Raw genomic sequence first — 25,239 nt, forward strand, 5'->3', positions numbered from 1 at the left:
GAGACCCGCTCCCCCATCACACAATCTGCAATGTTTTTTGAGGAGGGTTTGAGCACCCCGCGCCCATCGTCCGATCGCCTTGCCCCCTTTCGTAAAAATCATCCGAAAACACCCAATTTGCAGTGCTTCTTCCCTGAAGAGGATACATTTTCTATTTTTTCCGCTCCCCTTGTCTTTGCTTTTGGCCAGCCCCGCTTTAGCCTTAGCGGCAAAGGCCGTCATCCCGAACTGATCAAAGCAATCGAACCCACCCTGGGGGATAGATCAATCTATAGGGAGCCAAGAGCTTTTTTTAATCTAAAAATTTTGAGCAGTCCGATTCAAATTTCTGCCGCTTGGGGCTATAGTCTTAAGGTAGTCAATCTCGATTCCGGTGTTTTTCTGGATTCTGCCCAGGAGCGCATCTAAGCTGCCTCAAAAATTTATCTCCGTGCTTAGTCTCTAGGCGATCAATTTTTATGGGTAAATCCTAGGCTTCAGCCATGATTGGCATTGGCCGGTCTAAATTTAGGCTGCCTGTCAGAGCATGATCAACACCGGTAAAACCTAATTCCGATCGAGAGAGACATCCTCCCTGACCATCCTTCGATGCAAGATTGTGCGGTTTGATCGTTTGTAGAATTACCGCTGGATTTTGCCAGATTATGGCAAATCCCTGATTTTTGAGGGGGCTAATCCAGTCAAATCGAACAATCGATCCAGCCAAGATCGATCGGGGTTTGATCACCCTCCAATGAGTCGAAGAGTCTCTGAGGAGGTGATGTCTGAATTGGGGAAGTTCAGAACAATTGGCCTCGACTAGGGGACGCGCTAGGCTAAGTCGGCGGCGTTCTTGGGTTAAAGGGCAATTGCATCTGAGGAACCCCGCTTCAGCCGAGCTAGGCTTTTTTAACTGAACTGAATGTTTGACAGCAATGAGTGATTCCGCAACTGCTCAACAACCCACACCGCTGAAGGGTAAAGCCCTACTGCAAAAACTGAAGGAACTCTCGAATCTGCCCCGTCGCGAAAAAGCAAAGCGCTGCGGCTACTACAAAGAGACCAAAAGCGGCCAAGTCCAGGTGAACTTGGCTGAGTTTTATGATGCATTGTTGGAAGCAAAAGGCACGCGGATTGATCCGGAAAGTGCCAAGGATGGTCGGGGCCGCGAACCGACCTATCGTGTGACGGTGCATCAAAATGGCCAAATCGTGATTGGTTCGACCTATACCCAAAGCATGGGTCTGAAGCCGGGCGATGAGTTTGAGATCAAGCTGGGCTACAAGCACATTCGCCTGGTGCAAGTGGACGGCAAGGGCGAAGAATAACTTGCAAAATGCCCCTAGTACCAATGGGGGTAGACAAGGGGCTTAAGCTCTCTGTTTTCAATTTTTGAGACAAGGGGCTTAAGCCCCTTGTTTTTCTTGTTTTTGGGATTGTGCGTCGTTGAAGGGTGGGATCGTTACGATTGAATTCCCACAAACTCTGATCAATGGCTGCTGAATTGCTGCGATCGGCCCAAAATTCCTGCCAATGCCGACAAGCTGCTATCGAGCTGGGCGCAGGCGATCGAGTTCCCGTTGCAGGTCTTCAATTTGTTGGCGCAGGCGATCGGCTTCGGTGTTGCCGGTCGATCGGGCCGTGGTGGTTGCATTCGCCGTCACATTCACGGCCCCTTGAGCCACATCCCGTTGGTAGTCCCCGCGCCGAATGGCTTGATATTCCGCCGAAGTGGCCCAATCTTGGAGATAGCTGGCTCGCTCCACGGGGAAGGGATGGCTGCTGTACATGCCCTGGGGCAAGTTGTTGTAAAGAAAGAATTTATAAGCCTGGTTCATGGCATCCGCGTCCAGGGATTGGTAGTCGCGGGCTTGCTTTTTGAATTCCGCAAGGCTCAGTTCTTGCAAATGTTTGGGACTACCGCCGGCCACTTTCACCATGGTCATCAAGACGGTATCGAGATCGTCGGTGGCAATCAGGGCGGCTCGATCGGCCGACAGTTCGGCCTTGCGCTTCCACTCGTAAAACGCCATGACCAATGCGTTGCTAATCAGCATGTTGCTTAAGCCCATGGTCATTTGCCCCACCATGGAAGCCGCATACAGCGTCCAAATGGCCATTTGGGTGAGGGTGCTGTGGCCACATTTCAAATGTCCCAGTTCGTGGGCTAACACCACGCGCAATTCGGCTTCGTTCAGCAATTCCAGCAGGGCGGTGGTGAGCACCAGGGTGGGCTGTTCTTGACCAATGGTGAAGGCGTTGACCTGATAGCTTTGGCTGACGAACAGGGCCGGCTCTGGGAACACATCAAGGTCTCGCAAGCACTCCCGCAGGAGCTGATGCAGGCTGGCGTATTGACGGGGCCCCACTTGGACGCTGTTGCCCATGTGGTAGAGATATTGGGGCCGATCGACCGCCACTTCTAGAAATTTGCGGGCCACCAAGTCAAATCCCGGCAGGCTTCGCAGGGCTTGCTCGGCTTCGCGATCGAGCGGATGACGAAAGGCTTCGCTGGAAATTCCGGGATAGCTAGGCATGGTTGGGAGCAAGGCCCCTCGGAAAGGGCCAAAACGACTGCAAGTTCAGCGTAGCGCGTTCCCCAGAATGGAGCGTTCTAAAGGCAACGATCGCGCCGTAACAGTTGTTGATAGGTCACCGCGCTCAGGCCCAAACCCCCGATCGCCACCCCGCCCAGCACCCACAGATGCAAGGCAATCTCCGCGGCCGTGGCTCCCTCGCTGGCCACCCGCAGCAGGGCCTCATTCATGTGGTAGATCGGGTCAAAACGGGCCAACTGTTGCAACAGGGGCGGAAACAGCCAAGCGGGCACAAAGCTGCCGCCCAAAATCAGCAGGGGCACGCCCAAGGCCGCCACCAACGCATTCACATCCTCCGTGCGCCGGGCAAATTGTCCCCCCAGCACAAAGCCCACCCCCACATAGGCCAACACACTCAGCAGCCCGATCGCCCCGCCCAACCACCAGGCCCCCTGGAATTGGGCCCCCACGGCCGTGGCAATGATCCCCACAATGACCGCCTGGCCTAGGGCGATCGCTCCGTGAGCGAGGCTAATTCCCAAAAAATAAGCCATGCCACCCAGGGGCGACAGGCCCAGCCGCCGAAACGTGCCCGACTCTCGCTCGCCCACCAGGGTTGCCACCGTGCCGCCCAGGCAGCTAAAAAACAGGGCCGCCCCCACCCAGGAAACCGGAGCCGCCCGCTCAAAGGCCGCCGCGATCGGTAGTTGGGCCCGCTCCGCCAAAATCAATCCATTCAGCACCAACACCAGCGCCGGAAACAGCGACCAAAACACCAAACTGCGCTTGCGTCGCCATAACTCCTGCAAAATCCGCCGGGCGATCGCCAGCGCCTGCCGACTCATTAACCGAAGCGCGATCGGGGTCACTGGAGAGAATCGGGTTTTGGAAAGTCTGATCATCCTGCTGATCGTCCTAAAAGATCATCCTAAAAATTCGGTGGAGCCTTTGAAGTCATGATTTTGAGTCAACCATTGCCCTCGATCGCGCCAGGAGAAAGCCCTTCAATCATGCACCAGGGCTGAATCCAGGCTCTCCTGAACCAGCCAGCAAAACTGTGATGGTGCGAATGTTTTGGTAGCTTAAGGTATGACTTGGAGTTTCCAAAACATTGTTGATGCTGAATTCAGCCCTCTACTCTCGGAAAATTTTGCCTTATCCTGTTCTTAGCTTGGTCAATGCATAAGCGTGATGAATGTAACCTTAGGCGAGTTCTACGATTCCCTACCTGATACCCAAGAATACCTAACCTTGGGATTTTCACCGAGTGCGCAAGCTCGCAAAATTCGTTGGCGCAACTATGGACTATCGGCCGATTTTTTGGGCGACTATTTCGCCACCTTTTTCCCGGGCAATAATGAGGACGCGGCCAATAGCTCCAGCACTCAAGAGAATGTTAAGGCTTGTATTAGCTATGTTGCTAATGAACTCATTGAGAATGCAATTAAGTTCAGCAATGAGCAGGTGAACAGCCCGGTCACCATTTCCCTCTATCTTTATGAATCCAGCATCTTGCTGCTGGTTTGCAACAGCACAACGGCCGATCGCGCCATCCGGTTTCAGAAGCACATCCATGATATTTTGACGACTGATCTTGACCTGCTTTATGCTCAGCGACTAGAGCAAATGGGGCGTGAGGAGTCCAATGAATCCTGCCTGGGGCTAATTTCAATCATGGCAGATTACGGAGTGAAAATGGGGTGGCGATTTACACCATCTACTAATGATGACAACTCCGTTGCGATCAGTGTGATGGCCCGACTCACAGTGTAGTGATTGACTATTAAAATGTCGATCGCCCTGGAACTGAGCAAAGAGATCAAGATATTGTCAAACTCTTGCCAGCATTTCGGTGATGGGGGGATCCCGAAACCTTGCATGGCCCAGAGCAAGTTCATGTAAGGATAGTTAAGGCTCGATCGCATGGTGAAACTGCACCAACTGCGATAGCTCATTCGCGTGACTGACTGGATCTAGTGACTGGATCTAGTAACGGGATCTACCAACGGGATCTGAGGATGCGGCCACACCGGTCAAGCATCACCGCAAGATCACGATTCGATCGCGCCTTCTCAGTGGTTCGCCCCCAGCCCTTCCGCCTGACATCATGACCCTATCTTTTCATTAATACCCCTTAGCTCCTGGTTTTCTCCAATGCCCCAGTCCTCCGCAATTTCCCACCACTCATTCGTATGGAACTAAAACAACCGGACTACAGCATTCAGTATGACCCCGCCACGTCAACGATTCTCTGTCGGGGTTCCCTGCGTCTGGACGGCCTTGAGGCTTACCGTCCTGTGCTTGATATTTTGGAAGCGGCGGCGGAAGAGTCCGAGCACATCATTGTTGACCTCAAGGAACTCGAATTCCTCAATAGCTCCGGTATCAGTATGCTGTCTATGTTTGTAGTTCGGTTGCGGCAGCGGGGGACAGCAAAGTTAACTTTTAAAGGATCCGCTAATATTGTTTGGCAAACGCGATCGCTCAAAAATCTCCAGCGCCTCATGCCCAGCATTGAACTAGTGCTAACTTAGCAATCATGAGCTTGGAGATAGTTTCGTGGGTCATGACCGGATGGCTCGCTCAGAAGAGATGACTCAGAATGGCTCACTCAGAAGGGATCGCTCGGAGTAGATCGCTCAACGTCGATCGACCTTGAGTCGTCACCACTGAGTCATCATCATGACAAGCCATCCTTCGGTGGGTAATCCTGCGGTGAGCAATCCTACGGCATCGATCACGCAGCATGGGTTCCCTGAATCGCCCTTGATCCTTCCAGGTCTGTGCAACGCTTGGTTCAACATCCATCGGTTCAATCCCTAGGCTGTGGCGTTGATGTTGATCGCTCCCTCGGCTCTACCCTCTACAAGCGGCCTATACCGCGTCTGTTTGGAGATACTGTGCGCGATCCCCAGTCGCTGCCCGATCCGGCGGCATCGTCTGATCCACAAGCGTTGATTGAAGAAAACAAACGCCTTCGCCAGCAGGTGGCTGCTTTAGAGCAAAGCAACCGCGATCTCCAGATCGCCCTTGAAACCACCGCCATCCATGGTGACTGTATTGAAAACGAACTACAGTCCACCCTGTCGCTGTACCGTCGCCAACAGCAGCGATTGCAGACGATTTTGAAGCAAGTGGCCCAACAGAAGCGAGATCTGGAGTGGGTTTTGCAAACCACGATCGAGCATAGCAGCGTGATTGAAAACGAGCTGTTGAGCGCCAATGAGCGGTTAACCCTCGAGGCCCATCAACACCGGAACGCGGAACAAAAACTGCAATCGCTGTTGGGAACCATTACCCGGGAACGGGAAGACCTGGAGCATGTGCTGCGGCTGATTATTGAGCATGGGGATGCCATGATTGAGCAGCTCTATGTGCAAGCCACGGAAGCGGGAGCCAAGGCCACGATGGATGCCTTGACGCGCGTGGCCAATCGGCGGCGGTTTGATGAATATTTGGAACAGCAATGGCAGACGCGCGGCAGTCGGTCTGAGTCGTTGGCCTTGGTGATGGTGGATGTGGACTCGTTCAAGGCCTACAACGATTTGCTGGGCCATGTGGCGGGGGATGTTTGTTTGCAGCAGGTGGCAATGGCGATCGCCCAGGTGGCTCGATCGACCTCGGATTTGGTGGCTCGCTATGGGGGCGAAGAGTTTGCGGTCTTGTTGCCCCGCGCCACCTTGCAGCAGGCGGAATTGGTGGGAACCCGCATTCGCCAGGCCGTGTTGGGGTTGAGCCTGCCCCATCCCCGATCGGTTGTTAACCCTTGTGTGACGGTGAGCGTTGGGGTGGCGGCCATCTCGCCCTCCTTGACCACCTCGCCCACCCTGTTGGTGTCCCGGGCCGATCGGGCCCTGTATGCCGCCAAACAACAGGGGCGCGATCGGGTGGTGGTGGCTGACGAACTCAGCAACGAAACGATCGCCCTTCGATCGGCCGTTGAAATGCGAATTCATTAGGGTTGGCTCTGAATGAGCTAGGTTCTACATGGGGTTTTGAACTGCGTTAATCCCAAAGTTGACTGGTCTTGCATAGGGTCAATCTTGGAGCGCAACTGATCACATGGACTAGGATTGGGAGGGTGGACAAACATTTTAAATAACAAATTTTTTTAAGTAACATTTACGTATGAATTTACAAAGACGCTTGCTATTCATGATGGCGGGAGTGGCGGTGGTGGCCGTTTTACCCACCATTGCCATTTTCCACTGGAACACCCATCACGAATTGATTCGGCGCTCCGAAACGGACGGCGTGCGCTTGGCCAACACCCTCAGCCGGGCCCTGTCGGTGTTGCGGGATGTGCCGACCACGGTGGAAAACAAATTGGGCCAGCAAATGGCCGCCACGGCCACGGCCTTAGCCCAACTGGTGGATTTGAGCCAAAAACGCGGCGAACCAACCGCCCAACTCCAACAACGAATTAACAAAATCCTGGCTGATTCGATCATTGATGAAGTTTGGATTTCTGATGCGGATGGATGTGCCCGCTTGCGACCGCCCGGGGAGGCGGTTTTTTGTTTTAATCCCGATCCGAAAAAACAACCCCAAGCCCATGTGTTTTGGCCTCTGTTGACGGGCAAGGCCAAGATGGTGATTCAAGAACCTCGGCGGCGGGAAATTGACGATCGCGTCTTTCAATATGTGGGGGTTCCGGGGATTGATCAGCGCCGCATTGTGCAAGTGGGGAACCATGTGGCCTTTTTGGAATCCCTGCGCCAGGCCCTGGGTCTCGATCGCCTAATTGAGGAATTGCTGCGGGAACCGGACGTGCTGGGCATTTGGGTGATTGACTTGCAAGGCAAGGTGATTGCGGGTCAAGCTCGCCCGGAAAGTGGACTCGGGAAGCAATTGGCCGAGCAGCAATTGTCTCTCTTGCGCAATAGCCTCACCACCCAGGCCACGGCCCGCGTGGTGAATGGCAATCTGCTGCATGTGATTGTGCCGTTGCGCGATCAGTCACAAACCCTGCAAGGATCCGCCCTGGTCACCCTCTCGCTGAAGTCCCTACAGGAGGCCTTGGCCACCCAAACTCGATCGCTCCTGATGGTGTCCAGCATGGTGCTGTTGCTGGTGGTGGTGGTGTCCTATTGGATGGCGGGTCGGTTGGTGGAGCCAATTGTGGCCCTGAATCGGGCTTCCCAGGCGATCGCCCGTGGCCATTGGGATCAACCCTTACCCACCGATCGGGAAGATGAAATCGGCGCATTGGCCACCTCCTTTGCGCGGATGGTCACCCAACTGCAAGTGCATTTGGAAACCTTGGAGCAGCGCGTCACTGAGCGAACCTACGACCTGGCGCGGGCTAATCAAGAAATTGTGACCCTGAACCAACAGCTCGCGGACGAAAATCGCCGAATGGGGGCGGAGTTGTCTGTGGTGCGTCGGTTGCACCAAATGATTCTGCCTAAGGAAGAAGATTTGCTGAATACGGCGGATTTGGAAATTGCCGCCTACATGGAGCCGGCCGATGAGGTGGGCGGCGATTACTACGACGTGCTGCACCGGGATGGTCGGGTGGAAATCAGCATTGGCGACGTGACGGGCCATGGTCTGGAAAGCGGCATGGTGATGCTGATGGTGCAGGCGGCGGTGCGCACCTTGCAAGCGGTGGGCGAAATTGATCAGGTGAAAACGATCAACACCCTCAATCGCTTGGTGTATGACAACACCAGGCGGATGCGATCGTACCGAAACATGACCCTTTCCCTGTTGGTCTATGAACGGGGTTCCCTGCGCCTGAGCGGTCAGCATGAGGAGGCGATCGTGGTGCGGGCGGATGGCGCGATCGATCGGGTCGATACCTTAGATTTGGGCTTTCCCCTCGGGATTGAAGCGGATGTCAGTAGTTTCATTGCCGAGGCGGAGGTCTATCTCCATCCTGGCGATTTGGTGGTGCTGTATACGGACGGCCTGACCGAGGCGGCCGACCACAGCAATCAGCTTTATGGGGCCGATCGCCTCTGTCGGTTGTTGCGAACCGAGCACCATCGCACCCCCCAGGAGATTTGTAAATTGGTTGTGGATGATGTGTATCGCCACATTGGTGAGGCCAAGATTTTTGATGACATCACCCTGATTGTGATTAAACGGCAACAGGAGCCGGCCGATCGCCCGATCGAGTCTGCCACGGCGATCGACTGGCCCAATGTTTGTAGCGTGCCGTCCTTGTCGGCTTAGGTCGCAAATCCACGACTCCTAACCCCCTAAGGCAGGGCTAATCAACGGCAACGGCTCCCTGGGCGATCGCCTGGCCCGCAATCCAACCCGTAGACCAGGCGCTTTGGAAATTAAACCCACCCGTGATGCCGTCAATGTCCAAAATTTCACCGGCAAAGTGCAACCCTGGGCAAGAGCGGCTTTCCAAGGTTTTGAAGTCCACGGATTTCAAATCAATGCCGCCACAGGTCACAAACTCTTCCTTGAAGACCGCCTTGCCGGTGATTTTGAATTCTCCTTGCACCAACTCGCGCACCAACGCCTCGATCGGCCCCTTGGGTAAGTCGGCCCAGCGAAAATCCGCCGCCACGCCCACCGCTTCTACCAATTTTTGCCAAAGCCGTTTCGGTAACTCCGGCGGCCCGGCGGTGGATACGGCCTTGCGTGGGTTTTGTTGCTTCAGAACCCGCAGCCGATCGCGGGCCTCTTCGGCCGAAGCCGTGCCCAGCCAGTTCACCCGCAACAGGGCCCGATAGTGAGCTTCGTGGAGCGATCGCGCCGCCCAGGCCGACAACCGCAACACCGCCGGCCCGCTCAGGCCCCAATGGGTAATCAGCACCGGGCCAATTTGTTCCGAGTCCGGCGGCTTTTTGCCTTTGCTGCCCCGATCGGCCTCCGGCAAAACCAGCCGCACCTGGGCCCGCTCCACGGCCAACCCCGCCAGCGTGTCCAGCCGGGGATCGGGAATGGCCAGGGTGAACAACGAGGGAACCGGCGACACGATCGGATGGCCCAACCCCGCCGCCCAGCGGTAGGCCGTCGGCTGGCTGCCCGTGGCCAGCAACACCCGATCGGCTGTCAAAGTTTCCCCCGATCGCAACTGAACTTGGAATTGTCCCGCCTCGCGGGTAATATTGCTGACCGCCGCCCGCGATCGCAGCCGCACGCCCGCTTTTTCCGCCGCCCGCATCAAGCAATCGGCAATGGTGCTCGATCGATCCGTAATCGGAAACATCCGCCCATCCGGCTCTGTTTTCAGCAACACCCCCTCCCCCACAAACCAAGTCACCGTATCGCGGGGTTGAAACCGGCTAAACACCCCCCGCAGGGCCTTGGCTCCGCGTGGATAGTGCTGCACCAACTGGGATGGCTCAAAGCAAGCGTGGGTCACATTGCAACGGCCGCCCCCAGAAATCAGCACCTTGCTCAGAAATTGGGGCCCCGCCTCCAAAATGGTCACGTCCAAGTCAGGATTCGATCGCGCACAGGCGATCGCCCCAAAAAAGCCCGCGGCCCCGCCGCCCACCACCACCACTCGCCCCGATCGGTTCATGTTCGGGCGATCGTCCAAACTCATCCCCTAACCTCCCGTCACGATCGGCCAAAAATGGGCCCCAATCCGAAACAGACTCAGACCAATAAAACTCAGCAGCGCCACAAAAATGACCGCATTCGCAATTTCCGATAGTTTATTCATGATCATTAGTTCAATAGGCGGTCTGTCAATGACCTGATTAAGATAGCATTCCGAAAATCACGCAATCCCTGAATTGGCGTAAAAATTTAGAATCAGCGTAAGAAATCAAAAAACTTGAGTTGATAATTCTGATTTCAAATTAAATAGCTACTCATCTCAAAAAAATAATAAATACATGAAGAAGATTTTTTCTTAAAATGAATTAGCAATTCATGTTTTTACTACCATCAAGCAGTTAATTGGTGAGCATTGTTCACCCTATAGACCAATGATTGAATGAACAAATTTAAGGATGAATATAATCATAGACTTAACATGAAATTTAATAATAAATTGAATTCACGATCAATTTCGCAAGTTTGGTATTGCAGAGCACAGTAAGCAAATCTTCCTAATTTCTTTATTGACAGTTCTCGGTCTTTAAAACCAAGATTGGGGTATCGATGATCCAATTTTTAGGGATCCGCGATCAATTCCCGTGGCGCAATTTGCTATCCATCAGCAACATTAACGTTTAATTTCATTATTCAACATTAATGTTGCTAAAGGTGCTGAAGTTGCCGCTGTTCTGATCTGAATGATTGGGTCTGAATCATGAGGAATATTGCGTTAGGGTGAATCGCTTCAGGTTCCGCATTTGATGCCGGTATTGTCAGTTAGGCAAGAATGATATGAAACCGTTAACCCATCGCACCAAAATTGTGGCCACGATCGGGCCGGCCAGCGATTCTCCAGAGATGATCCGCAAAATGCTGTTGGCGGGCATGAATGTGGCGCGGTTGAATTTTTCCCATGGTCACTATGATGATCATGCGGAGCGAATTTGGCGACTGCGGCAAGCGTCCGAAGAACTGGATTTGCCTCTGATGTTGCTGCAAGATTTGCAAGGGCCAAAAATCCGCGTGGGTGATTTACCACCCGAAGGCATTCCCCTCATAGAAGGAGAAGTTTTAACCCTCGTCCCGATTGCGGAGTATCAAAATCAACCCAACACCGTCGGCATTGACTATCCCCACTTGGCTGCTGAAGCGGAACCCGGCACGCAAGTGTTGCTGGATGACGGGCTGTTGGAGTTATCTGTGCAACAGATTGATGGTCATGCGGTTCATTGCCAGGTCATCGAAGGTGGCATTCTCAAAAGTCGCAAAGGGGTGAATTTTCCCAGCCTAGATTTGCAGTTACCTTCCATTACCGACAAAGATAAACGGGATTTGGAATTTGGGATTGCGCAGGGGGTTGATCTGATTTCTTTGAGCTTTGTGCGCAAGCCAGAAGATGTGCAGGTTTTGAAGGCATTGTTGGCGGCTCGGGGCGCGGAAATTCCGGTGTTAGCCAAGTTGGAAAAACCGCAGGCGATCGCCAATTTGCAGGCAATTATTGATGAATGTGATGCGGTGATGGTGGCGCGAGGGGACTTGGGAGTGGAAATGCGCCCGGAGAAAGTGCCCCTGATTCAAAAACAGATCATTCGCCTCTGTAATCAAAAGGGAATTCCGGTGATTACGGCAACCCAAATGTTGGACAGCATGATCCATAATCCGCGACCCACGCGGGCGGAGGCCAGTGATGTGGCGAATGCGATTATGGATGGTACGGATGCGGTGATGTTGTCCGGTGAATCGGCGGTGGGCAGCTACCCGATCGAGTCTGTGAAAATGTTGGCGCGGATTGCCACGGAGGTGGAACCCTCGATTCAATTTGTGAACTATCCACCCAATCAAAATGAGGATACGGATGCCATCAGTGAAGCCCTGCACGCGATCGATGAAACGATCGATTTGCAATGCATTGTGGCCTTCACCGAAACGGGATACACCGCCCAACTGGCATCGGCGGAACGTCCTAAAACCGCCATCGTTGCCTATACGCCCGATCCCAAGGTTTATCACCGCTTGAGTTTAAGTTGGGGAGTGAGACCCATTTTGCTGAAGGGATTTAATGGGGAAACGTTGGCCTCTGCGTTGGCGCTGGTGGAGCAAGATTTGTTGGCTCGTCAATATGCAGCGCCGGGGGATAAGGTTTTGGTGATGGGCGGTGTCCCCTTTGGCAAGGCCGGGAGTACCAATTTCCTGAAAATTCACACGATCGCCGCCGATTAGCAAGGGAGACTGAGCGTTTTGAGTGCCTGGGGCCAGGGGCGATCGCCCTAAAATCCCAGCGATCGCACCAAGGCCCTATGGCAGAATTGAGGGCGTTCAACCCGGGCGTTCAACCCGGCTGTTCAAACCCGACGGGTTTCATCTGACAATCTTCTGACGATCTTCTGACGATCTGTTGAGATGATCGATTGATCTGTCAGTTAATCATCTGTCAGTTAATCGGCAACCCGATCGCCCCTCACGCGCACCGACGCTACAAGCACCAAAATTTTTGCCAGCCATGACCAAATTCATCTTCGTAACCGGTGGTGTCGTTTCCAGCATTGGCAAGGGAATCGTCGCCGCCAGTCTCGGTCGGCTGCTCAAGTCTCGGAATTACTCGGTTTCCATTCTCAAGCTCGACCCCTACATCAACGTTGACCCCGGCACGATGAGTCCGTTTCAACACGGCGAAGTCTTCGTGACCGGCGACGGAGCCGAAACCGACCTAGACTTGGGCCACTATGAGCGCTTCACCGATACGGACATGTCGCGGCTCAACAGTGTCACCACCGGCCAAATCTATCAATCGGTGCTGAACAAGGAGCGGCGCGGCGACTACAACGGCGGCACGGTGCAGGTGATTCCCCACATCACGGGGGAAATTCGCGATCGCATCCATCGGGTGGCCCGCAACACCAACTCCGACGTAGTGATTTCGGAAATTGGCGGAACCGTGGGGGATATTGAGTCGCTGCCCTACCTGGAGGCGGTGCGCCAGTTCCGGAAGGATGCGGGGCGCAACAATGTGCTCTATGTCCATGTGACGCTGATTCCTTGGATTCCGGCGGCGGGCGAAACGAAAACCAAGCCCACGCAACATTCGGTGAAGGAGTTACGATCGATCGGGATTCAGCCTGACATCATTGTTTGTCGGTGTTCTCAGCCCTTACCGGCCAACCAACGGGCCAAGCTGTCGGAATTTTGCGATGTGCCCGAAAGCTGCGTGATTCCGGCCATGGACAAGCCCAGCATCTATGATGTGCCCCTGAGTTTGGAAGAGGAGGGCCTCGCCCACCAGGCCCTCAATCTTTTGGGGATGGAGCCTCGCCAGCCGGATCTGAGTCGTTGGCGAAATTTGGTCGATCGCCTGCATAACCCTGTGCGCACCGTGACCGTGGCGATCGTGGGTAAATATGTCAGCCTCAGCGATGCCTATCTGTCCGTGGTGGAAGCCTTGCGCCACAGCGCGATCGACACCCACAGCGAACTCAGCATCCGTTGGGTCAGTTCCGAAGACCTGGAAAACGAGGGCCCCGAAAAATACCTCAGCGACGTGGACGGCATCGTGGTGCCCGGTGGGTTTGGGATTCGAGGCATTGACGGCAAAATCGCCGCCATCCGCTACGCCCGCGAAAACCACATTCCCTTCCTGGGCCTCTGTCTGGGAATGCAATGTTCCATGATTGAGTGGGCCCGCAATGTGGCCGGCCTGCCGGGGGCCAACAGCGCGGAATTTGATTCCCAATGCGAAAATCCCGTGATTGGGCTGTTGCCGGAACAGGAAGACGTGGTGGACTTGGGCGGCACGATGCGCCTGGGGCTATATCCCTGCCAAGTGCAACCCGACAGTTTGGCCCACCGGCTCTATGGCAAGGAGGTGGTGTATGAGCGCCACCGCCATCGCTATGAGTTCAACAATTCCTATCGATCGCAGGTGATTGAAACCGGCTACCGCATTAGCGGCACATCGTTGGATGGTCGGCTGGCGGAAATTGTGGAACTGCCAAGCCATCCGTTCTTTTTGGCCACGCAGTTTCACCCGGAGTTTTTGTCGCGGCCCAACCGGCCCCATCCCCTGTTTTTGGGGTTTGTGCAAGCAGCGATCGCCCGACAAGCGCCCAGCAGCCCAGCCCCGATCGCCCCGCCGGAACCGGCTTTGGCATCCCTAGAGGTGGTGAATGCCATGGAGGATCCGGCAGAAGATCCCCTGTCCACTTTTGCCAGTAATGCAGAGGCGGAACTGGCGAACTTGTAGAGTCTTGTAGAGTAAGGTTGATGTCGTTCGGGCGATCGCGCGGCTGTGGCACATTGGATTCAGTTTTCCTACGAACGCAACGAATATCTCGTGAATTTGGCGAGTATTCGGTTTTTTGCGCGTGACAGCAGCCAGCGGATCTCGTTTTGGCTGCCGGACTCTGCCATGCCCGTTGTCTTGGTTCCCCAGGATCATCCAACGGCCTACCGGCAGGTGATGGAATTTATCGATCGCCTGCCGGATGCCAACGCCGACTGTTACTGGGTGAGTTTGGTTTACGATCGACGGGAATACACCATCAATCTGAAAACGATTCGGGCCTTTTCCCGATCGGCTAATGGGCGGCTGGTGTTTTGGTTGCCGGACAATGGCCAAGACATGGTGTTGCACCCGGAACTCAACGCCGAAGCCTATCACCTAGTGAATGACTACATCACTAAATGCATTACGGGCCCCGGGGCGATCGACCCCCTGATGGGCGATTGACCCTCTGATGGGCGATTGATCGATACCAACATAAGCATCAATCCAAGCATCAACCGTCCTGGGGGCAAGGGGCTTAAGCCCCTTGTCTGGGTTGATCTTGGGGGCGCACAGAGTTGTGATGGTGGCTGTTTAGGCATCCTTTGCGGGGCCAGACGCTACCAAGGATTGCCGATGACGGTGAACGCGGCCCAATAGTAGGGGTGCGATAGCAGTTCCTGACCGGTGGCCGCAATATCCGGCGGCAGAAACACCGTGCCACCCCGGGCCCCGGAGCCGCGTAACTCATTGCCCTCAATGCGCACCTGGCCGCGCAGGAGGGCCAATTGGGCTTGGCGCAGGGCTTCTGACTTGGTGGGGGCCTGGCGCAATTGGCGATAAAACTCGTTCATCAGGGCCAGGGTTCCCCGATCGCTCACGTACCAAAGACTGGCGATCGAGGCTTTGACCCCGGACGCGATCGCCATGCCCGCAAAGCCCAACTCCGCCTCCCGATCGCCCACGGCGGTTCGACAGGCGCTGAGCACCAACAATTCCACCGGCTTGCTGATCCAGTCGATCGCCTGGATTTGTGCCAAGCTCAATCGCTCTTGCCAAAACTGAATAAACGACGCTTCGGGGCGACCGGCTTTGAATTCCGCATGGGTCGCCAAATGCACAATGCCGTAGTCGCTGCGTTGGCGTTCCCGTTGCAATGCGCCCAAGGTGAACTGATTGTTCAAGAAATAACGACCGGGCCACAGACCGGGCCGATCGCCGTTGCCCACAATTGCTTCCAGCTCGATCGGCACGCCGGGCAAGGGACTGAGGTTGGTGGTGTCTTCAAATTGCGAAGCGCCCATGGCCAGCACCCGCGATCGCTGGAGGTTGCCCGCTTGTGGATCAAAGAGACTGAAGCCGGGAATTCGAGCGATCGCGTATTTTTCAATCAAAAAGCGCTGGCCATCGTGCAGGGCTGCCAAGGGAGCCGATCGCAGCCCCTCCCCAGGGCAAAAAATCAGCAGCTCAATCCCTTCCGCCTGGAGCTGTGACTCGATCGGGGCAATTAGCCAATTGTGCAAGCGTCTTGCATAGGGTAAATAGTTCACCCCGTTCCGCTGCACCGGATTGGTGATCGCAACGGTCAGCAGCTTCACCGCTTCATTGACGGTTGCTTGGGACGCGCCGGGAATGATTTCAATTCTGGGTTCGCTGCGGCCGGTGACCAACACCAATTCCACATCGTTGTCCCGGGGCATCATGTACAGCAGCGCCGATCGCTGGCCGGTGCGCCGTTCCATTTCCCGCAACTGCTCCGAGACAATCGCCGCCGAAATGCGTCGGGCGGGTAAGTCGCGGTTGAATTGACGTTCGTATTCCCCCTCCCACAACGCTTCGATTTTGTTGACCACGTTGGCGGGGGTGACGGGTTCGCTGGGCTGGCTGGCCCAACCCGGCGGCGCGATCGTGCTGCCCACCATTACGGCTGCCAGGCTCGCCGTCAACTGTCGAATCATGCGATCGCCCATGGGTAATGAAAACGCTGTTCCTATTCAAACAGGGTAACTGGGCGATCGTCAGGGCGACCTCAGGACGATCGCTGTTGTGGGTCAATCGCATCCCGCAGCCCATCCCCGATGAAATTGGCGCTTAAAACCGTCATAAAAATCGCCAGCCCCGGAAAAATGGCCATATGCGGCGCGGTTTCCAAAAAATTCTGGGCATCGTAGAGCATTCGCCCCCAAGTGGGCACATCGGGCGGAAACCCCAGCCCCAAAAAGTTCAGGGTCGATTCCGTCAAAATGGCCGTGCCCACCGCCAAGGAAGCCGCAACAATGGCCGGGCCGATCGCGTTGGGCAAAATATGCCGCCAAATTAACCACCCCGATCGGGCCCCCAAGGCATAGGCCGCCAACACGAAATTGCGTTCTCGCAGGGTCAGGAAATTAGCCCGAATTAACCGCGCCACGCTCATCCAGTTCAGCCCGCCGATCGCCCCAATCACCAGCAGAAAAATCCCCAATTCTGGCCCCGCGATCGCCCGCAACGGTTCCCGAAACAGATAAATCAGCAGCAACAACAGGGGCAACTGAGGCAAGGCCAAAAACAAATCCGTGAGCCGCATCAACAGCCCATCCACCCAGCCGCCATAGAACCCCGCCACCGCCCCGATCGTCGTGCCCAGGGTGACCGCCACCAGCATCGAGGCAATGCCCACCGTCAGGGACACCCGCCCACCGGACAGCACCCGCGCCAACAAATCCTGCCCCCGATCGTTCGTGCCCAACCAATGGGCCAGGCTGGGGCCTTGGTAGGCACGGCCATAGTCCAAGTCCGTGGGCGAAAGGGGATAGAGCCACGGGCCCACCAGGGCCGCCAACCCGATCGCCCCCAGGCAAATTAGCCCAAACAGGGCCAGCCGATCGCGACAAAATCGTCGCCAAGCCGCCTCCCACAGACTTTCCGAGTGATTCATTGACCTGGTTCGTAGTTTTGTCTAATTTTGTCTAGTTCTGCCTTGCTCTGTCCTGCCCTATCGTGTTCTATAGCAACCGCACGATAGACCGCACCATTTTTTGCCTTGTCCCATGACTGACTTTTCCGATCCACCCAATCCCCAACATCTCGCCACCTTGATTCGGGGCACCAGTCTGTATTTAGTCGGGCTAATGGGGGCAGGAAAAAGCAGCACCGGCCGCCAGTTAGCTGCCGCCCTGGATTATCGCTTTTTTGACACAGATCAGTTGATTGAGCAGGCTGCGGGCCAGTCGATCGCCCAAATTTTTGCTACCGAAGGCGAGGCGGCCTTTCGCCAACTGGAAACTCAGGTTTTGGCGCAACTGTCCGCCTATAAGCGATTGGTGGTGGCAACCGGGGGCGGCATTGTCACCCAACCGGAAAATTGGGGTTATTTGCGCCATGGATTGGTGATTTGGTTAGATCCAGCCCTGGAAACGATCGTGGGCCGCTTGCAGGCGGATCCGGCCGAAATTGCCCAGCGGCCCCTGTTGCAGTCGTCCGACCCGGTGGCGGCCTTGGCGGAATTGCGCGATCGTCGATCGGCCCAATATGCCCAAGCGGACTTGCAAGTGGCGATCGAGCCGGAGCAGTCCCCCGCCCAAGTGGTGGATCAAATTCTGGTGGGCATTCGCGGAGTCTTGCGGCCGGAGGTGACTGGCTCCACCGAAAATTAATCAAGCAAGTTAATCAGTCAAGTTAATCAAGCAAGTTAATCAAGCAAGTTAATCAATCACGGTTGATTACCCCCCAGAGGCCGTCATTGTGACTCAATCCCGTCGTCAGTTTGTTCAAAATCTATTGGCCGGTGGTGTGCTGGCCACGGGGGCGGCGACCTGGCTGCAACGGGCCGATCGCACCTGGGCCCAAAGTCCTCCCAATTTGGAGCAAACGCCCCCGCCCGATCGGGGTGATTTGCGGATCATTGCCATCAGCGATCTGAACAATGGCTATGGCGAAACGGATTACCGCGCGGAGGTTCATCAGGCGATCGCCCTGATTCAGCGCTGGCAGCCGGATTTGGTGGTTTGTGGCGGGGACATGGTGGCGGGCCAAAAGCTGGGCCTCACCCGATCGCAGTTCCAAGCCATGTGGGCCGGGTTCGATCGCACCATCTATCAACCGCTGCGCCAAGGGGGGATTCCCTTTGCGTTCACCTTGGGCAATCACGACGCTTCAAACATCACCTTGCCCGATCGAACTTTTAAATATGCACTCGATCGAAACGAAGCCGCAGCCTATTGGCGAAGGCAGCGATCAACAATGAATTGGGACTGGGTGGATGATGCCTGGTTCCCTTTTTTTTATGCATTTCGGATGGGAAATGCCCTAATTGTCTCCTGGGATGCTTCGGGGCCCGTCATTAGTACGGAACAATTATTACGGGCTGAACAGTTGTTTACCTCAGAAGTCGGCCGAGCAGCCCAGGTGCGATTGTTGTTGGGTCATATGCCACTCCATGCGGTTACTCCCCAACGCAACCAGCCGGGAAATGTGTTGCGAGATACGGCTCCAGTGCAATCGCTCTTGGAACGGGCCCAAGTCACGGCCTACATCACGGGCCATCACCATGCTTACTTTCCGGCGCGCATGGGTACGGTCGATCTATTACACCTGGGATGTTTGGGAGGCGGTGCGCGATCGTGGCTGGGCACCTCTAGCACTCCAATCCGCACTTTGACCGTCATTGATGCACGGTTTGGATCTCCCAATTTGCGGTATAGCAGTTATCAACTCAATCCTTTCCGCTCCCTGCGTGATGATCAGCTACCTCGGGAAATTGTTGGGTTTAACGGTCGGTTGGTGCGGCGCGATCAACGACTGGCCAAAGATCATGCTTTGAAGGTCACAATTTAAATAGAGGACACTAAAAGCTGGGCGCGAAAAATTGAACGCTAATCCCAAACGCCAATCGATTTTTCGCCAATTCTGCAAAGCGTTGGTTGGGTTATTCCCGATCGACCATGGGGTAGACGATCGATGAGCGATGGCTGGCTAGCACTCAAAAACGACGGCCCGGGATTACCAAAACTAGGGCTGATGTCGCTGATAAGTAGGGGCAGGCATGACTCAAGGACGAAATGGTTGGGGTGTAGTGCGCAGTCAACAAAATCACCGATCGAGCTGCCGAATCCGGCGGCCGGGGGGTAAAAGTCGTCCGCAACGATCGGTTCTCCCGTTAGGGTTGGCTGTGGCCTTGGTGGTCTGCTTGGGTTGTGTTGAGGGGGTGGGGCGATCGGCTATGGCGCGATCGCCCCAAGATTTGGGAACCGGCCCAACGCCCACAACCCCTTGGCCCGCAGAATTGCCGCCTCGCAGCCCCTACACGGAATTGTGGGGCCCCCTGGGCTTAACGGGTTTGTCCCTGGTGCTGTGGCTGAGCGATCGCCTCTTGCGCCATCGCCTGCTGAAGGTTTTGGATCCAAGCCTGATGGCGGCGGATTCCTTGGGGGCGGTTCCTGGTTCGTTGGGCCGGTGGCGCTGGCCTCGGGTTCGATCGCCCCAATTTCCCCGATCGCTCCGATTGCCCCGTTTTCTGGCCCATGCCAATCCTGAGGCCTTGGGTGATGGGGTGGTGCAGGGGGGCAACCGTTCCATGGGGCCCATGGGTGGTGCAGCCAGCGCGGAATCTTGCCCTTCCACCGCTGCTGCGGCGGCAGCTTCATCCTTAGCCGAAGCCCAATCCCCGGCCTATGCCGATTTGTGGAACCGGGTTGTGGCCGTGACCAGTGCGGCGGCTGATTTTGACTCCGCTTTGGAAGAAGCGTTGCAAGTGTTGGGCCAAGAAACCGGCTGGGTTGCGGGCGAAGCTTGGGTGCCCAGCCTGGATGGTGCGTCGTTGGTTTGCAGCCCCGCTTGGTTCTGTGCGATCGAGGGGGTGAACTTGTTTCGGCAGGCTAGCTTGGATTTGACCCTGAAACTGGGTTGCCAGCCACCGGGACGAGTTTGGCAAACCAAACGCCCGGAATGGATCAGCAACTACGAGCTGGAGTCGATCGACCATTGCAGCCGCAGCCAAATGGCCCTGGGGGTGGGCTTGCGATCGAGCGTGGTGTTGCCCATTCTGACCGGCGATCAGGTGTTGGCGGTGCTGACTTTGTTTGCCACCAGCCCCCGAGAGCGGGACTTAACCTTGCTGAACCGGTTGGCGATCGTCACCGCCCAACTGGGGCCCATTTTGCAGCACAAACAGGCCGAAGCCCGCTACCGCAACCTATTTGAACGGGCGATCGAGGGAATTTTTCAGGTGTCTCCCGATGGTCGCTATCTCCATGCCAATCCTGCCTTTGCGGCCATTTTGGGCTATGAGTCTCCTGAGGCGGCCCTGCGGGCCCTGAATGCCACCGATCGCCGCCTCTATGTGCGCCCGGCCGATGAAGTGCGCTTTCTGGAGCTGTTGGAACAAAGTCAGGATGCTTGCAACTTTGAATGTCAGGTCTATTGCCAAGACGGCCAACGTATTTGGGTGGATCAACGGGCCCAGGCCGTGCGCGATCGCAACGGACGATTGCTCTATTACGAAGGATGCCTGCTAGACATCACCTCCCGCAAATGGGTAGAAGCCCAATTGCAATACAACTCCTCCCATGATGTGCTGACGGGCCTGTGGAATCGGTCTTGGTTTTTGGAGCGGTTGGTGGAAGCGGTGTCTCGGGGGCGGCGCGATCCGCAGTTTCGCTTTGTGTTGTTGTTCTTGGATATTGACGGCTTCAAACGGATTAACAACAGTCTGGGCTATTGGGTGGGCGATCGGCTGCTGATGATGCTGGCGGGCCGTTTGGAAAAGGCCATTTCCCCCGATTACGTGCTGGCTCGCACGGGGGGTGATGAGTTTGTGGTGTTGGTGGAGTCCGCCGCCACCTCCGACGAGGGGCAGTTGGCAGCCGCCAAGGCCGCCGCCCACCGCCTTCAGGATGTGTTTCGCGATCCCTTTGTGGTGGATGGGCGCGATGTGTTTTTGCAAGCGAGCATGGGCATTGTTTGCCGCCCCGATTCCCACGGAGATTCGCGCCCCGACCAGCCCTATCGGATTTTGCGCGATGCGGATGCGGCCTTGCATCGGGCCAAACAACAGCGAAATGGCAGTTTTGTGATTTTTGATGCGGCCCTGCAATCGGACACGGAACAGCTCTTGCAACTGGAAACGGATTTGCGCTGGGCGATCGAGCGGCGGGAATTTTGTTTGCATTACCAACCGATTGTTTCCCTCGACTCCCGATCGATTGTGGGGTTTGAAAGCCTGATTCGTTGGCAACACCCGCGCCACGGGTTAATGATGCCCGCTTCTTTCATTGGGTTGGCGGAAGATCGCGGGGCGATCGTCCCGATCGGGAATTGGGTGTTGCAGTCCGCTTGCAAGCAAATTGCCATCTGGAAAACCCAAATGCCCGAAGTGTTCCCCATTTGGGTGAATGTCAACCTTTCGGCCCGGCAACTGGTTCCCGAATTGGCCGACCTGATTGAAGTGCTGATGGATGCCTACGATCTGGAAGGCTATGAACTGCGCCTAGAGATCACCGAAACCTCCTTGGCGCTGGATCCCAACGCCAGCCGCGCCTGTCTCGATCGACTGCGGGAACGGCGGATTAAAATTTGCCTCGATGACTTTGGCACGGGCTACTGCTCCCTCAACTATTTGCGGGAATTCCCGATCGACTCGATCAAAATCGAGCGATCGTTCATTCAAGCCATGCTCGAAAATCAGCGCGACGCGGCGATCGTCCGTGCCGTCATCGGTTTAGCCAACGATTTGGGCCTCAGCGTCATTGCCGAGGGCATTGAAACCCAGCCCCAAATTGATCACCTGCGAGACTTGGGCTGCGGCTTTGGCCAGGGCTATTTATTCTCCAGAGCCGTGCCCGCCGAGGAAGCCGGTCTGTTTCTCAATGCCGGATTGCCACCGGCCATTCGTTCCTTGCCCCGTTCCCAATCGGCTCGCCATCCCCTTTGCTAGGTTGCTGATTAACCCTCATGGTCGCGATCGGGTCTGATCGATTCCCGATCGAATGGCGATATCCAAACCTCGATCGGGAATTGGCTCAAGAACGCGATCGAACAGAGCGCGATCGAACCCATGGCTCAGCACCAAAAACAGCACTGAAAGTAGTGCTGAACCTCAAGATCGGGCAATCAAAATCGAACAATCAGGATCGAACAAGGCCGCCACAGCTCCAGGTAGCAAAACCTAGCGCAGAAAAGATTGTTACTGTCATTTGTTTAAATATTGGTTAAACGCATATTATCAACAGACCAAATTTCAATAAAAATTCCCTTAGCCCATTTCCTAAAAATATCCCCAAAAAAGATCATGAAGATCTCTTGAACCGACGATTCAATAATGAACTTGCTGTCACGGCAAAGCCTTGCCCTGAAAACGCTGGGCTGATTGAAATCAGATGCTTTGACAAGATTTTATGGTAGATCTTTTCTGTCTTTCCTGCTGTAAGATGTTAGCCTTGAAAAGGATAGAAGTCGGGAACGCTTACCTGCAACCAAGTAATCTTAAGACCCCGATTCCAAGCGATCGATTCATTAAACTGAATCAATTGACCGAGGCCCTTGGCCAAGGCAATTAGTTGATCAACACTGGATTTTCTTGGGGTTGTATGGGCTATCTAAGGCGATTTCGATCGAGCGTGCCAGCCTGATTCATTTTTCCCCATGAAATCTCGGCCCCGAGATTGGCCCAAAGCCCCCTGTGCAATGCTCTGAGCCTGTTGGCTGCTCGCCCGTCCCTCTGCACCCTCATTTCCTATGCTTGCCACTTCCACTTCAACCATGGCTGCTCCGGCTGTGCTGCCCAATCTTGCTGCCTCGCTGAATTTGGAGTCCACGCTCAATGACCTGTGCCTATCCTGCTTTGCCATGGATTTGTCACAGCCGGGAATTGAGCTGGCCCAAGCCTTGGAGGCGGATCCCCTGCTGCCAGGGGCCGTATTGCTCGATCGAGGAGCCTTTGCGGGGCTGCTGTCGCGGCGGCGTTTTTTTAAGCACCTGAGCCGGCAATACGGCCCGGAGTTATTTCTACATCGGCCCCTGCGCGTAATGTATCAATACGCCCATGTGCCGCTGTTGGTGTTGTCGGGCAGCACGCTCGTGGTGCAGGCGGGGCGGGCGGCCCTGGAGCGATCGCCCGATTTGCTCTATGAACCGTTGGCGGTGGAATCCCAGGAAGGCTGCTATTGTCTGCTGGATATTCACCAGTTGCTGGTGGCTCAATCTCAAATTCACGAGCTAGCCATGCAACGGATTCAAGAACAGACCCGCGCTCAGGTGATTCAAGCGGAGAAGATGGCCAGCCTGGGGCGGATGGTGGCGGGCATTTCCCATGAAATTAAAAATCCGGTGAATTTCATTTCGGGCAATGTGGTTTATCTGACCCAATACGCCCGAGATTTGATTGAGCTGGTGACGGCCTACGAAGCCCTGCTGCCGGAAGTTCCCGAGACCTTGCAACGGTTGCGATCGACCATGGAGTTTGACTTCCTGCGGGAGGACTTGCCCAAACTGATCGATAGCATGGCGATCGGGGCAGACAAACTGAAAAAAACCGTTGCCGGTCTCCAAAGCTTTTCCCATGTGGGGTCGGAAAACTTCAAGGCTGCCGACCTGCACGATTGTATTGAGAGCACTCTGATCGTGCTCAACAACCGCCTGCGAGAAGGGGTGGAAGTGATCCGCACCTATGGAGAATTGCCCCTGGTGGCTTGCCAGTCGGGACACCTGAGCCAAGTGTTTATGAACCTGCTGGCCAATGCGGTGGATGCGCTGCTGGAGGTGCAAAACCAAATTCCGCCACTGGAGCGACAACGCTGGCAGCCGACAATCATGATTCGCACCCAATGCATGAACGAGTTGCCGGCGGATTTGGCGGCGATCGAGCCGGCCTCGATCGCGGCGGTGGAACCCCGCACCATGGATGTGACGGGCTGGGTGATGGTGGAAATTGCCGACAACGGCCCCGGCATTCCCGAAGCCATTCAGACCAAAATCTTTGAGACCTTTTTCACCACCAAGCCGATCGGGAAAGGAACAGGCCTGGGTCTGGCCATCACCCACGAAATCATTGCGCGCCATGGGGGCCACCTCCGATTGCGATCGCCCCGTTGGCCAGAAACCTATCCCGATCGCCCCTTCGATTTACCCGGCACCAGTTTTGAAGTGTGGTTGCCCCTCACCGCCGAATTCTGATCGCCAACCTGGGCCCAGCGCCAGTCGTCCATGGGCGATCGCGATCCAAGCTAGGGCGGGCCAAAGCTAGAGCGAGCCAAACTGGAGTTGCTCCAAGCCCACGGGAGTCGGCGGCGGGATGACTCGATCGATGCGCTGTTGCCAGTCAGCCGCATCCGGCAGCGTCAACACCACCTGAGCGTATTGATGACCCGTCAGCCTCAACGTCAGAAACTCTCCGCCATCATGAGTGGCATACCAAAACTCCCGGCCACGCCTTGTGTAATAGGTTCCTGCTTTGATCACACCCGGCAGAAACGTACCCGGCGCACGCAGTTCTCGCCAGTCGCTGGGCGGTGCTCCCAACTGCACGGCTTGAATTTGCGCGATCGGGACTTCCAAATAAAGGGGCCAATGAAAAGCCCACAGCTTTTCCCAACCCTCCAAGTCAATTCTGAGGGAATCGCCCATCAGGCTTAAACGCATGGGTTTTGCTCCTTGTGCTCGGCGCAGGGTGGCCCATGGAGCACAACTGGAATCATCTCCATTCTGGCGCGGCCAACGCTGATTGGGAGCAACCGCCCAGCCACGCTGCGAACGGGCAGCCGAACCCCTCCCCAGCGATCGAAAGCCAACACCCGATCGCCTGTGATCGCCAGCCCATTGATTAACAACGCCCGGCGCACACCGTTAGTTCACGCCGTCTCCCCGTCTACAGTGGCCAGGGGGTTGTTTGCTGCCCTTCTGCCTGGGATCTCCCGAGACTTCAACCGATCCCAACCGATCCCGACAGATCCCCCCAGATCCCCATAGATCCCGATT

21 protein-coding genes are annotated in these 25,239 nt (G+C 55.6%); 14 read left to right on the forward strand and 7 right to left on the reverse strand.

What is annotated here, in order from left to right; translation table 11 throughout:
- Positions 1 to 30 precede the first annotated feature (30 nt).
- Positions 31 to 408 (forward strand): hypothetical protein, encoded by a 378-nt coding sequence (locus tag AC2IAX_RS13300; RefSeq protein WP_494387907.1) that lies wholly within the window; start codon positions 31 to 33, stop codon positions 406 to 408.
- A gap of 506 nt (positions 409 to 914) precedes the next feature.
- Positions 915 to 1,307, forward strand: coding sequence for an AbrB family transcriptional regulator (locus AC2IAX_RS13305; RefSeq protein WP_099534465.1), 393 nt, complete (start codon positions 915 to 917; stop codon positions 1,305 to 1,307).
- A gap of 219 nt (positions 1,308 to 1,526) precedes the next feature.
- Here the strand turns inward: AC2IAX_RS13305 and AC2IAX_RS13310 are convergent, their stop codons facing one another.
- Together AC2IAX_RS13310 and AC2IAX_RS13315 are read right to left on the reverse strand one after the other, a co-directional pair.
- Positions 1,527 to 2,516, reverse strand: a complete 990-nt coding sequence (locus AC2IAX_RS13310; RefSeq protein ID WP_190354458.1) for a M48 family metallopeptidase — start codon at positions 2,514 to 2,516, stop codon at positions 1,527 to 1,529.
- Positions 2,517 to 2,593: 77 nt separating this feature from the next.
- Entirely contained in the window at positions 2,594 to 3,361 is a 768-nt protein-coding gene (locus AC2IAX_RS13315) for an ABC transporter permease (protein ID WP_494387908.1), read from the reverse strand.
- Between the two features lie 346 nt (positions 3,362 to 3,707).
- Between AC2IAX_RS13315 and AC2IAX_RS13320 the strand changes: the two genes are divergently transcribed.
- From AC2IAX_RS13320 to AC2IAX_RS13335, 4 genes are all read left to right on the forward strand, one after another.
- Positions 3,708 to 4,289 (forward strand): slr1658 family protein, encoded by a 582-nt coding sequence (locus AC2IAX_RS13320; RefSeq protein ID WP_494387909.1) that lies wholly within the window; start codon positions 3,708 to 3,710, stop codon positions 4,287 to 4,289.
- Positions 4,290 to 4,708: 419 nt separating this feature from the next.
- Positions 4,709 to 5,050: a slr1659 superfamily regulator gene (locus AC2IAX_RS13325; RefSeq protein ID WP_494387910.1), complete on the forward strand. Its 342-nt coding sequence runs from the start codon at positions 4,709 to 4,711 to the stop codon at positions 5,048 to 5,050.
- A 249-nt stretch (positions 5,051 to 5,299) separates the two neighbouring features.
- The gene (locus AC2IAX_RS13330) at positions 5,300 to 6,475 is read left to right on the forward strand and encodes a GGDEF domain-containing protein (RefSeq protein WP_494387911.1); all 1,176 of its coding nucleotides are present in this window, start codon (positions 5,300 to 5,302) and stop codon (positions 6,473 to 6,475) included.
- Between the two features lie 169 nt (positions 6,476 to 6,644).
- Positions 6,645 to 8,696 (forward strand): PP2C family protein-serine/threonine phosphatase, encoded by a 2,052-nt coding sequence (locus AC2IAX_RS13335; RefSeq protein WP_494387912.1) that lies wholly within the window; start codon positions 6,645 to 6,647, stop codon positions 8,694 to 8,696.
- Between the two features lie 37 nt (positions 8,697 to 8,733).
- On the opposite strand, the gene AC2IAX_RS13340 is transcribed toward AC2IAX_RS13335, so the two are convergent.
- A complete protein-coding gene (locus tag AC2IAX_RS13340; protein WP_494387913.1) occupies positions 8,734 to 10,032 on the reverse strand; it encodes a BaiN/RdsA family NAD(P)/FAD-dependent oxidoreductase in 1,299 nt (432 codons plus the stop codon).
- A gap of 791 nt (positions 10,033 to 10,823) precedes the next feature.
- Between AC2IAX_RS13340 and pyk the strand changes: the two genes are divergently transcribed.
- The 3 genes from pyk (at position 10,824) to AC2IAX_RS13355 (ending at position 14,754) form a co-directional block, all read left to right on the forward strand.
- Entirely contained in the window at positions 10,824 to 12,251 is a 1,428-nt protein-coding gene (gene pyk, locus AC2IAX_RS13345) for a pyruvate kinase (protein ID WP_494387914.1), read from the forward strand.
- 280 nt (positions 12,252 to 12,531) lie between these two features.
- Positions 12,532 to 14,268: a CTP synthase gene (gene pyrG / locus AC2IAX_RS13350; RefSeq protein ID WP_494387915.1), complete on the forward strand. Its 1,737-nt coding sequence runs from the start codon at positions 12,532 to 12,534 to the stop codon at positions 14,266 to 14,268.
- Positions 14,269 to 14,313: 45 nt separating this feature from the next.
- Positions 14,314 to 14,754: a hypothetical protein gene (locus AC2IAX_RS13355; RefSeq protein WP_494387916.1), complete on the forward strand. Its 441-nt coding sequence runs from the start codon at positions 14,314 to 14,316 to the stop codon at positions 14,752 to 14,754.
- A 155-nt stretch (positions 14,755 to 14,909) separates the two neighbouring features.
- Here AC2IAX_RS13355 and AC2IAX_RS13360 read toward each other — a convergent pair whose 3' ends face one another.
- Both AC2IAX_RS13360 and AC2IAX_RS13365 read right to left on the reverse strand, forming a co-directional pair.
- On the reverse strand, positions 14,910 to 16,259 hold the full coding sequence (locus AC2IAX_RS13360) for a CHAT domain-containing protein (protein ID WP_494387917.1): 1,350 nt from the start codon (positions 16,257 to 16,259) through the stop codon (positions 14,910 to 14,912).
- A gap of 59 nt (positions 16,260 to 16,318) precedes the next feature.
- Entirely contained in the window at positions 16,319 to 17,206 is an 888-nt protein-coding gene (locus AC2IAX_RS13365) for an ABC transporter permease (protein WP_494387918.1), read from the reverse strand.
- A 112-nt stretch (positions 17,207 to 17,318) separates the two neighbouring features.
- On the opposite strand from AC2IAX_RS13365, the gene AC2IAX_RS13370 reads away from it, so the two are divergent.
- From AC2IAX_RS13370 to AC2IAX_RS13380, 3 genes are all read left to right on the forward strand, one after another.
- On the forward strand, positions 17,319 to 17,924 hold the full coding sequence (locus AC2IAX_RS13370) for a shikimate kinase (RefSeq protein ID WP_494387919.1): 606 nt from the start codon (positions 17,319 to 17,321) through the stop codon (positions 17,922 to 17,924).
- 88 nt (positions 17,925 to 18,012) lie between these two features.
- Positions 18,013 to 19,104, forward strand: coding sequence for a metallophosphoesterase family protein (locus tag AC2IAX_RS13375; RefSeq protein WP_494387920.1), 1,092 nt, complete (start codon positions 18,013 to 18,015; stop codon positions 19,102 to 19,104).
- Between the two features lie 208 nt (positions 19,105 to 19,312).
- Positions 19,313 to 22,201: an EAL domain-containing protein gene (locus tag AC2IAX_RS13380; RefSeq protein WP_494387921.1), complete on the forward strand. Its 2,889-nt coding sequence runs from the start codon at positions 19,313 to 19,315 to the stop codon at positions 22,199 to 22,201.
- A gap of 15 nt (positions 22,202 to 22,216) precedes the next feature.
- Here AC2IAX_RS13380 and AC2IAX_RS13385 read toward each other — a convergent pair whose 3' ends face one another.
- Positions 22,217 to 22,345: a hypothetical protein gene (locus AC2IAX_RS13385; protein ID WP_494387922.1), complete on the reverse strand. Its 129-nt coding sequence runs from the start codon at positions 22,343 to 22,345 to the stop codon at positions 22,217 to 22,219.
- A 656-nt stretch (positions 22,346 to 23,001) separates the two neighbouring features.
- Here AC2IAX_RS13385 and AC2IAX_RS13390 point away from each other — a divergent pair.
- A complete protein-coding gene (locus AC2IAX_RS13390; RefSeq protein ID WP_494387923.1) occupies positions 23,002 to 24,438 on the forward strand; it encodes a sensor histidine kinase in 1,437 nt (478 codons plus the stop codon).
- Between the two features lie 66 nt (positions 24,439 to 24,504).
- Here AC2IAX_RS13390 and AC2IAX_RS13395 read toward each other — a convergent pair whose 3' ends face one another.
- On the reverse strand, positions 24,505 to 24,903 hold the full coding sequence (locus AC2IAX_RS13395) for a hypothetical protein (RefSeq protein WP_494387924.1): 399 nt from the start codon (positions 24,901 to 24,903) through the stop codon (positions 24,505 to 24,507).
- A 35-nt stretch (positions 24,904 to 24,938) separates the two neighbouring features.
- Here AC2IAX_RS13395 and AC2IAX_RS13400 point away from each other — a divergent pair, with 35 nt between their 5' ends.
- Positions 24,939 to 25,088: a hypothetical protein gene (locus tag AC2IAX_RS13400; RefSeq protein WP_494387925.1), complete on the forward strand. Its 150-nt coding sequence runs from the start codon at positions 24,939 to 24,941 to the stop codon at positions 25,086 to 25,088.
- Positions 25,089 to 25,239 lie beyond the last annotated feature (151 nt).

The organism is Limnothrix sp. HT2024 (genome assembly GCF_059138625.1).

Excerpts from the sequence above, each read along its gene's own strand:
- AC2IAX_RS13395 (WP_494387924.1), bottom strand. The coding sequence starts at position 24,903 with ATGCGTTTAAGCCTGATGGGCGATTCCCTCAGAATTGACTTGGAGGGT.
- AC2IAX_RS13325 (WP_494387910.1), top strand. The coding sequence starts at position 4,709 with ATGGAACTAAAACAACCGGACTACAGCATTCAGTATGACCCCGCCACG.
- AC2IAX_RS13400 (WP_494387925.1), top strand. The coding sequence starts at position 24,939 with ATGGAGCACAACTGGAATCATCTCCATTCTGGCGCGGCCAACGCTGAT.
- AC2IAX_RS13390 (WP_494387923.1), top strand. The coding sequence starts at position 23,002 with ATGCTTGCCACTTCCACTTCAACCATGGCTGCTCCGGCTGTGCTGCCC.
- AC2IAX_RS13300 (WP_494387907.1), top strand. The coding sequence starts at position 31 with ATGTTTTTTGAGGAGGGTTTGAGCACCCCGCGCCCATCGTCCGATCGC.
- AC2IAX_RS13380 (WP_494387921.1), top strand. The coding sequence starts at position 19,313 with ATGACTCAAGGACGAAATGGTTGGGGTGTAGTGCGCAGTCAACAAAAT.
- AC2IAX_RS13335 (WP_494387912.1), top strand. The coding sequence starts at position 6,645 with ATGAATTTACAAAGACGCTTGCTATTCATGATGGCGGGAGTGGCGGTG.
- AC2IAX_RS13365 (WP_494387918.1), bottom strand. The coding sequence starts at position 17,206 with ATGAATCACTCGGAAAGTCTGTGGGAGGCGGCTTGGCGACGATTTTGT.
- AC2IAX_RS13340 (WP_494387913.1), bottom strand. The coding sequence starts at position 10,032 with ATGAGTTTGGACGATCGCCCGAACATGAACCGATCGGGGCGAGTGGTG.
- AC2IAX_RS13315 (WP_494387908.1), bottom strand. The coding sequence starts at position 3,361 with ATGAGTCGGCAGGCGCTGGCGATCGCCCGGCGGATTTTGCAGGAGTTA.
- AC2IAX_RS13360 (WP_494387917.1), bottom strand. The coding sequence starts at position 16,259 with ATGGGCGATCGCATGATTCGACAGTTGACGGCGAGCCTGGCAGCCGTA.
- AC2IAX_RS13310 (WP_190354458.1), bottom strand. The coding sequence starts at position 2,516 with ATGCCTAGCTATCCCGGAATTTCCAGCGAAGCCTTTCGTCATCCGCTC.
- AC2IAX_RS13370 (WP_494387919.1), top strand. The coding sequence starts at position 17,319 with ATGACTGACTTTTCCGATCCACCCAATCCCCAACATCTCGCCACCTTG.
- AC2IAX_RS13305 (WP_099534465.1), top strand. The coding sequence starts at position 915 with ATGAGTGATTCCGCAACTGCTCAACAACCCACACCGCTGAAGGGTAAA.
- AC2IAX_RS13320 (WP_494387909.1), top strand. The coding sequence starts at position 3,708 with ATGAATGTAACCTTAGGCGAGTTCTACGATTCCCTACCTGATACCCAA.
- pyrG (WP_494387915.1), top strand. The coding sequence starts at position 12,532 with ATGACCAAATTCATCTTCGTAACCGGTGGTGTCGTTTCCAGCATTGGC.
- pyk (WP_494387914.1), top strand. The coding sequence starts at position 10,824 with ATGAAACCGTTAACCCATCGCACCAAAATTGTGGCCACGATCGGGCCG.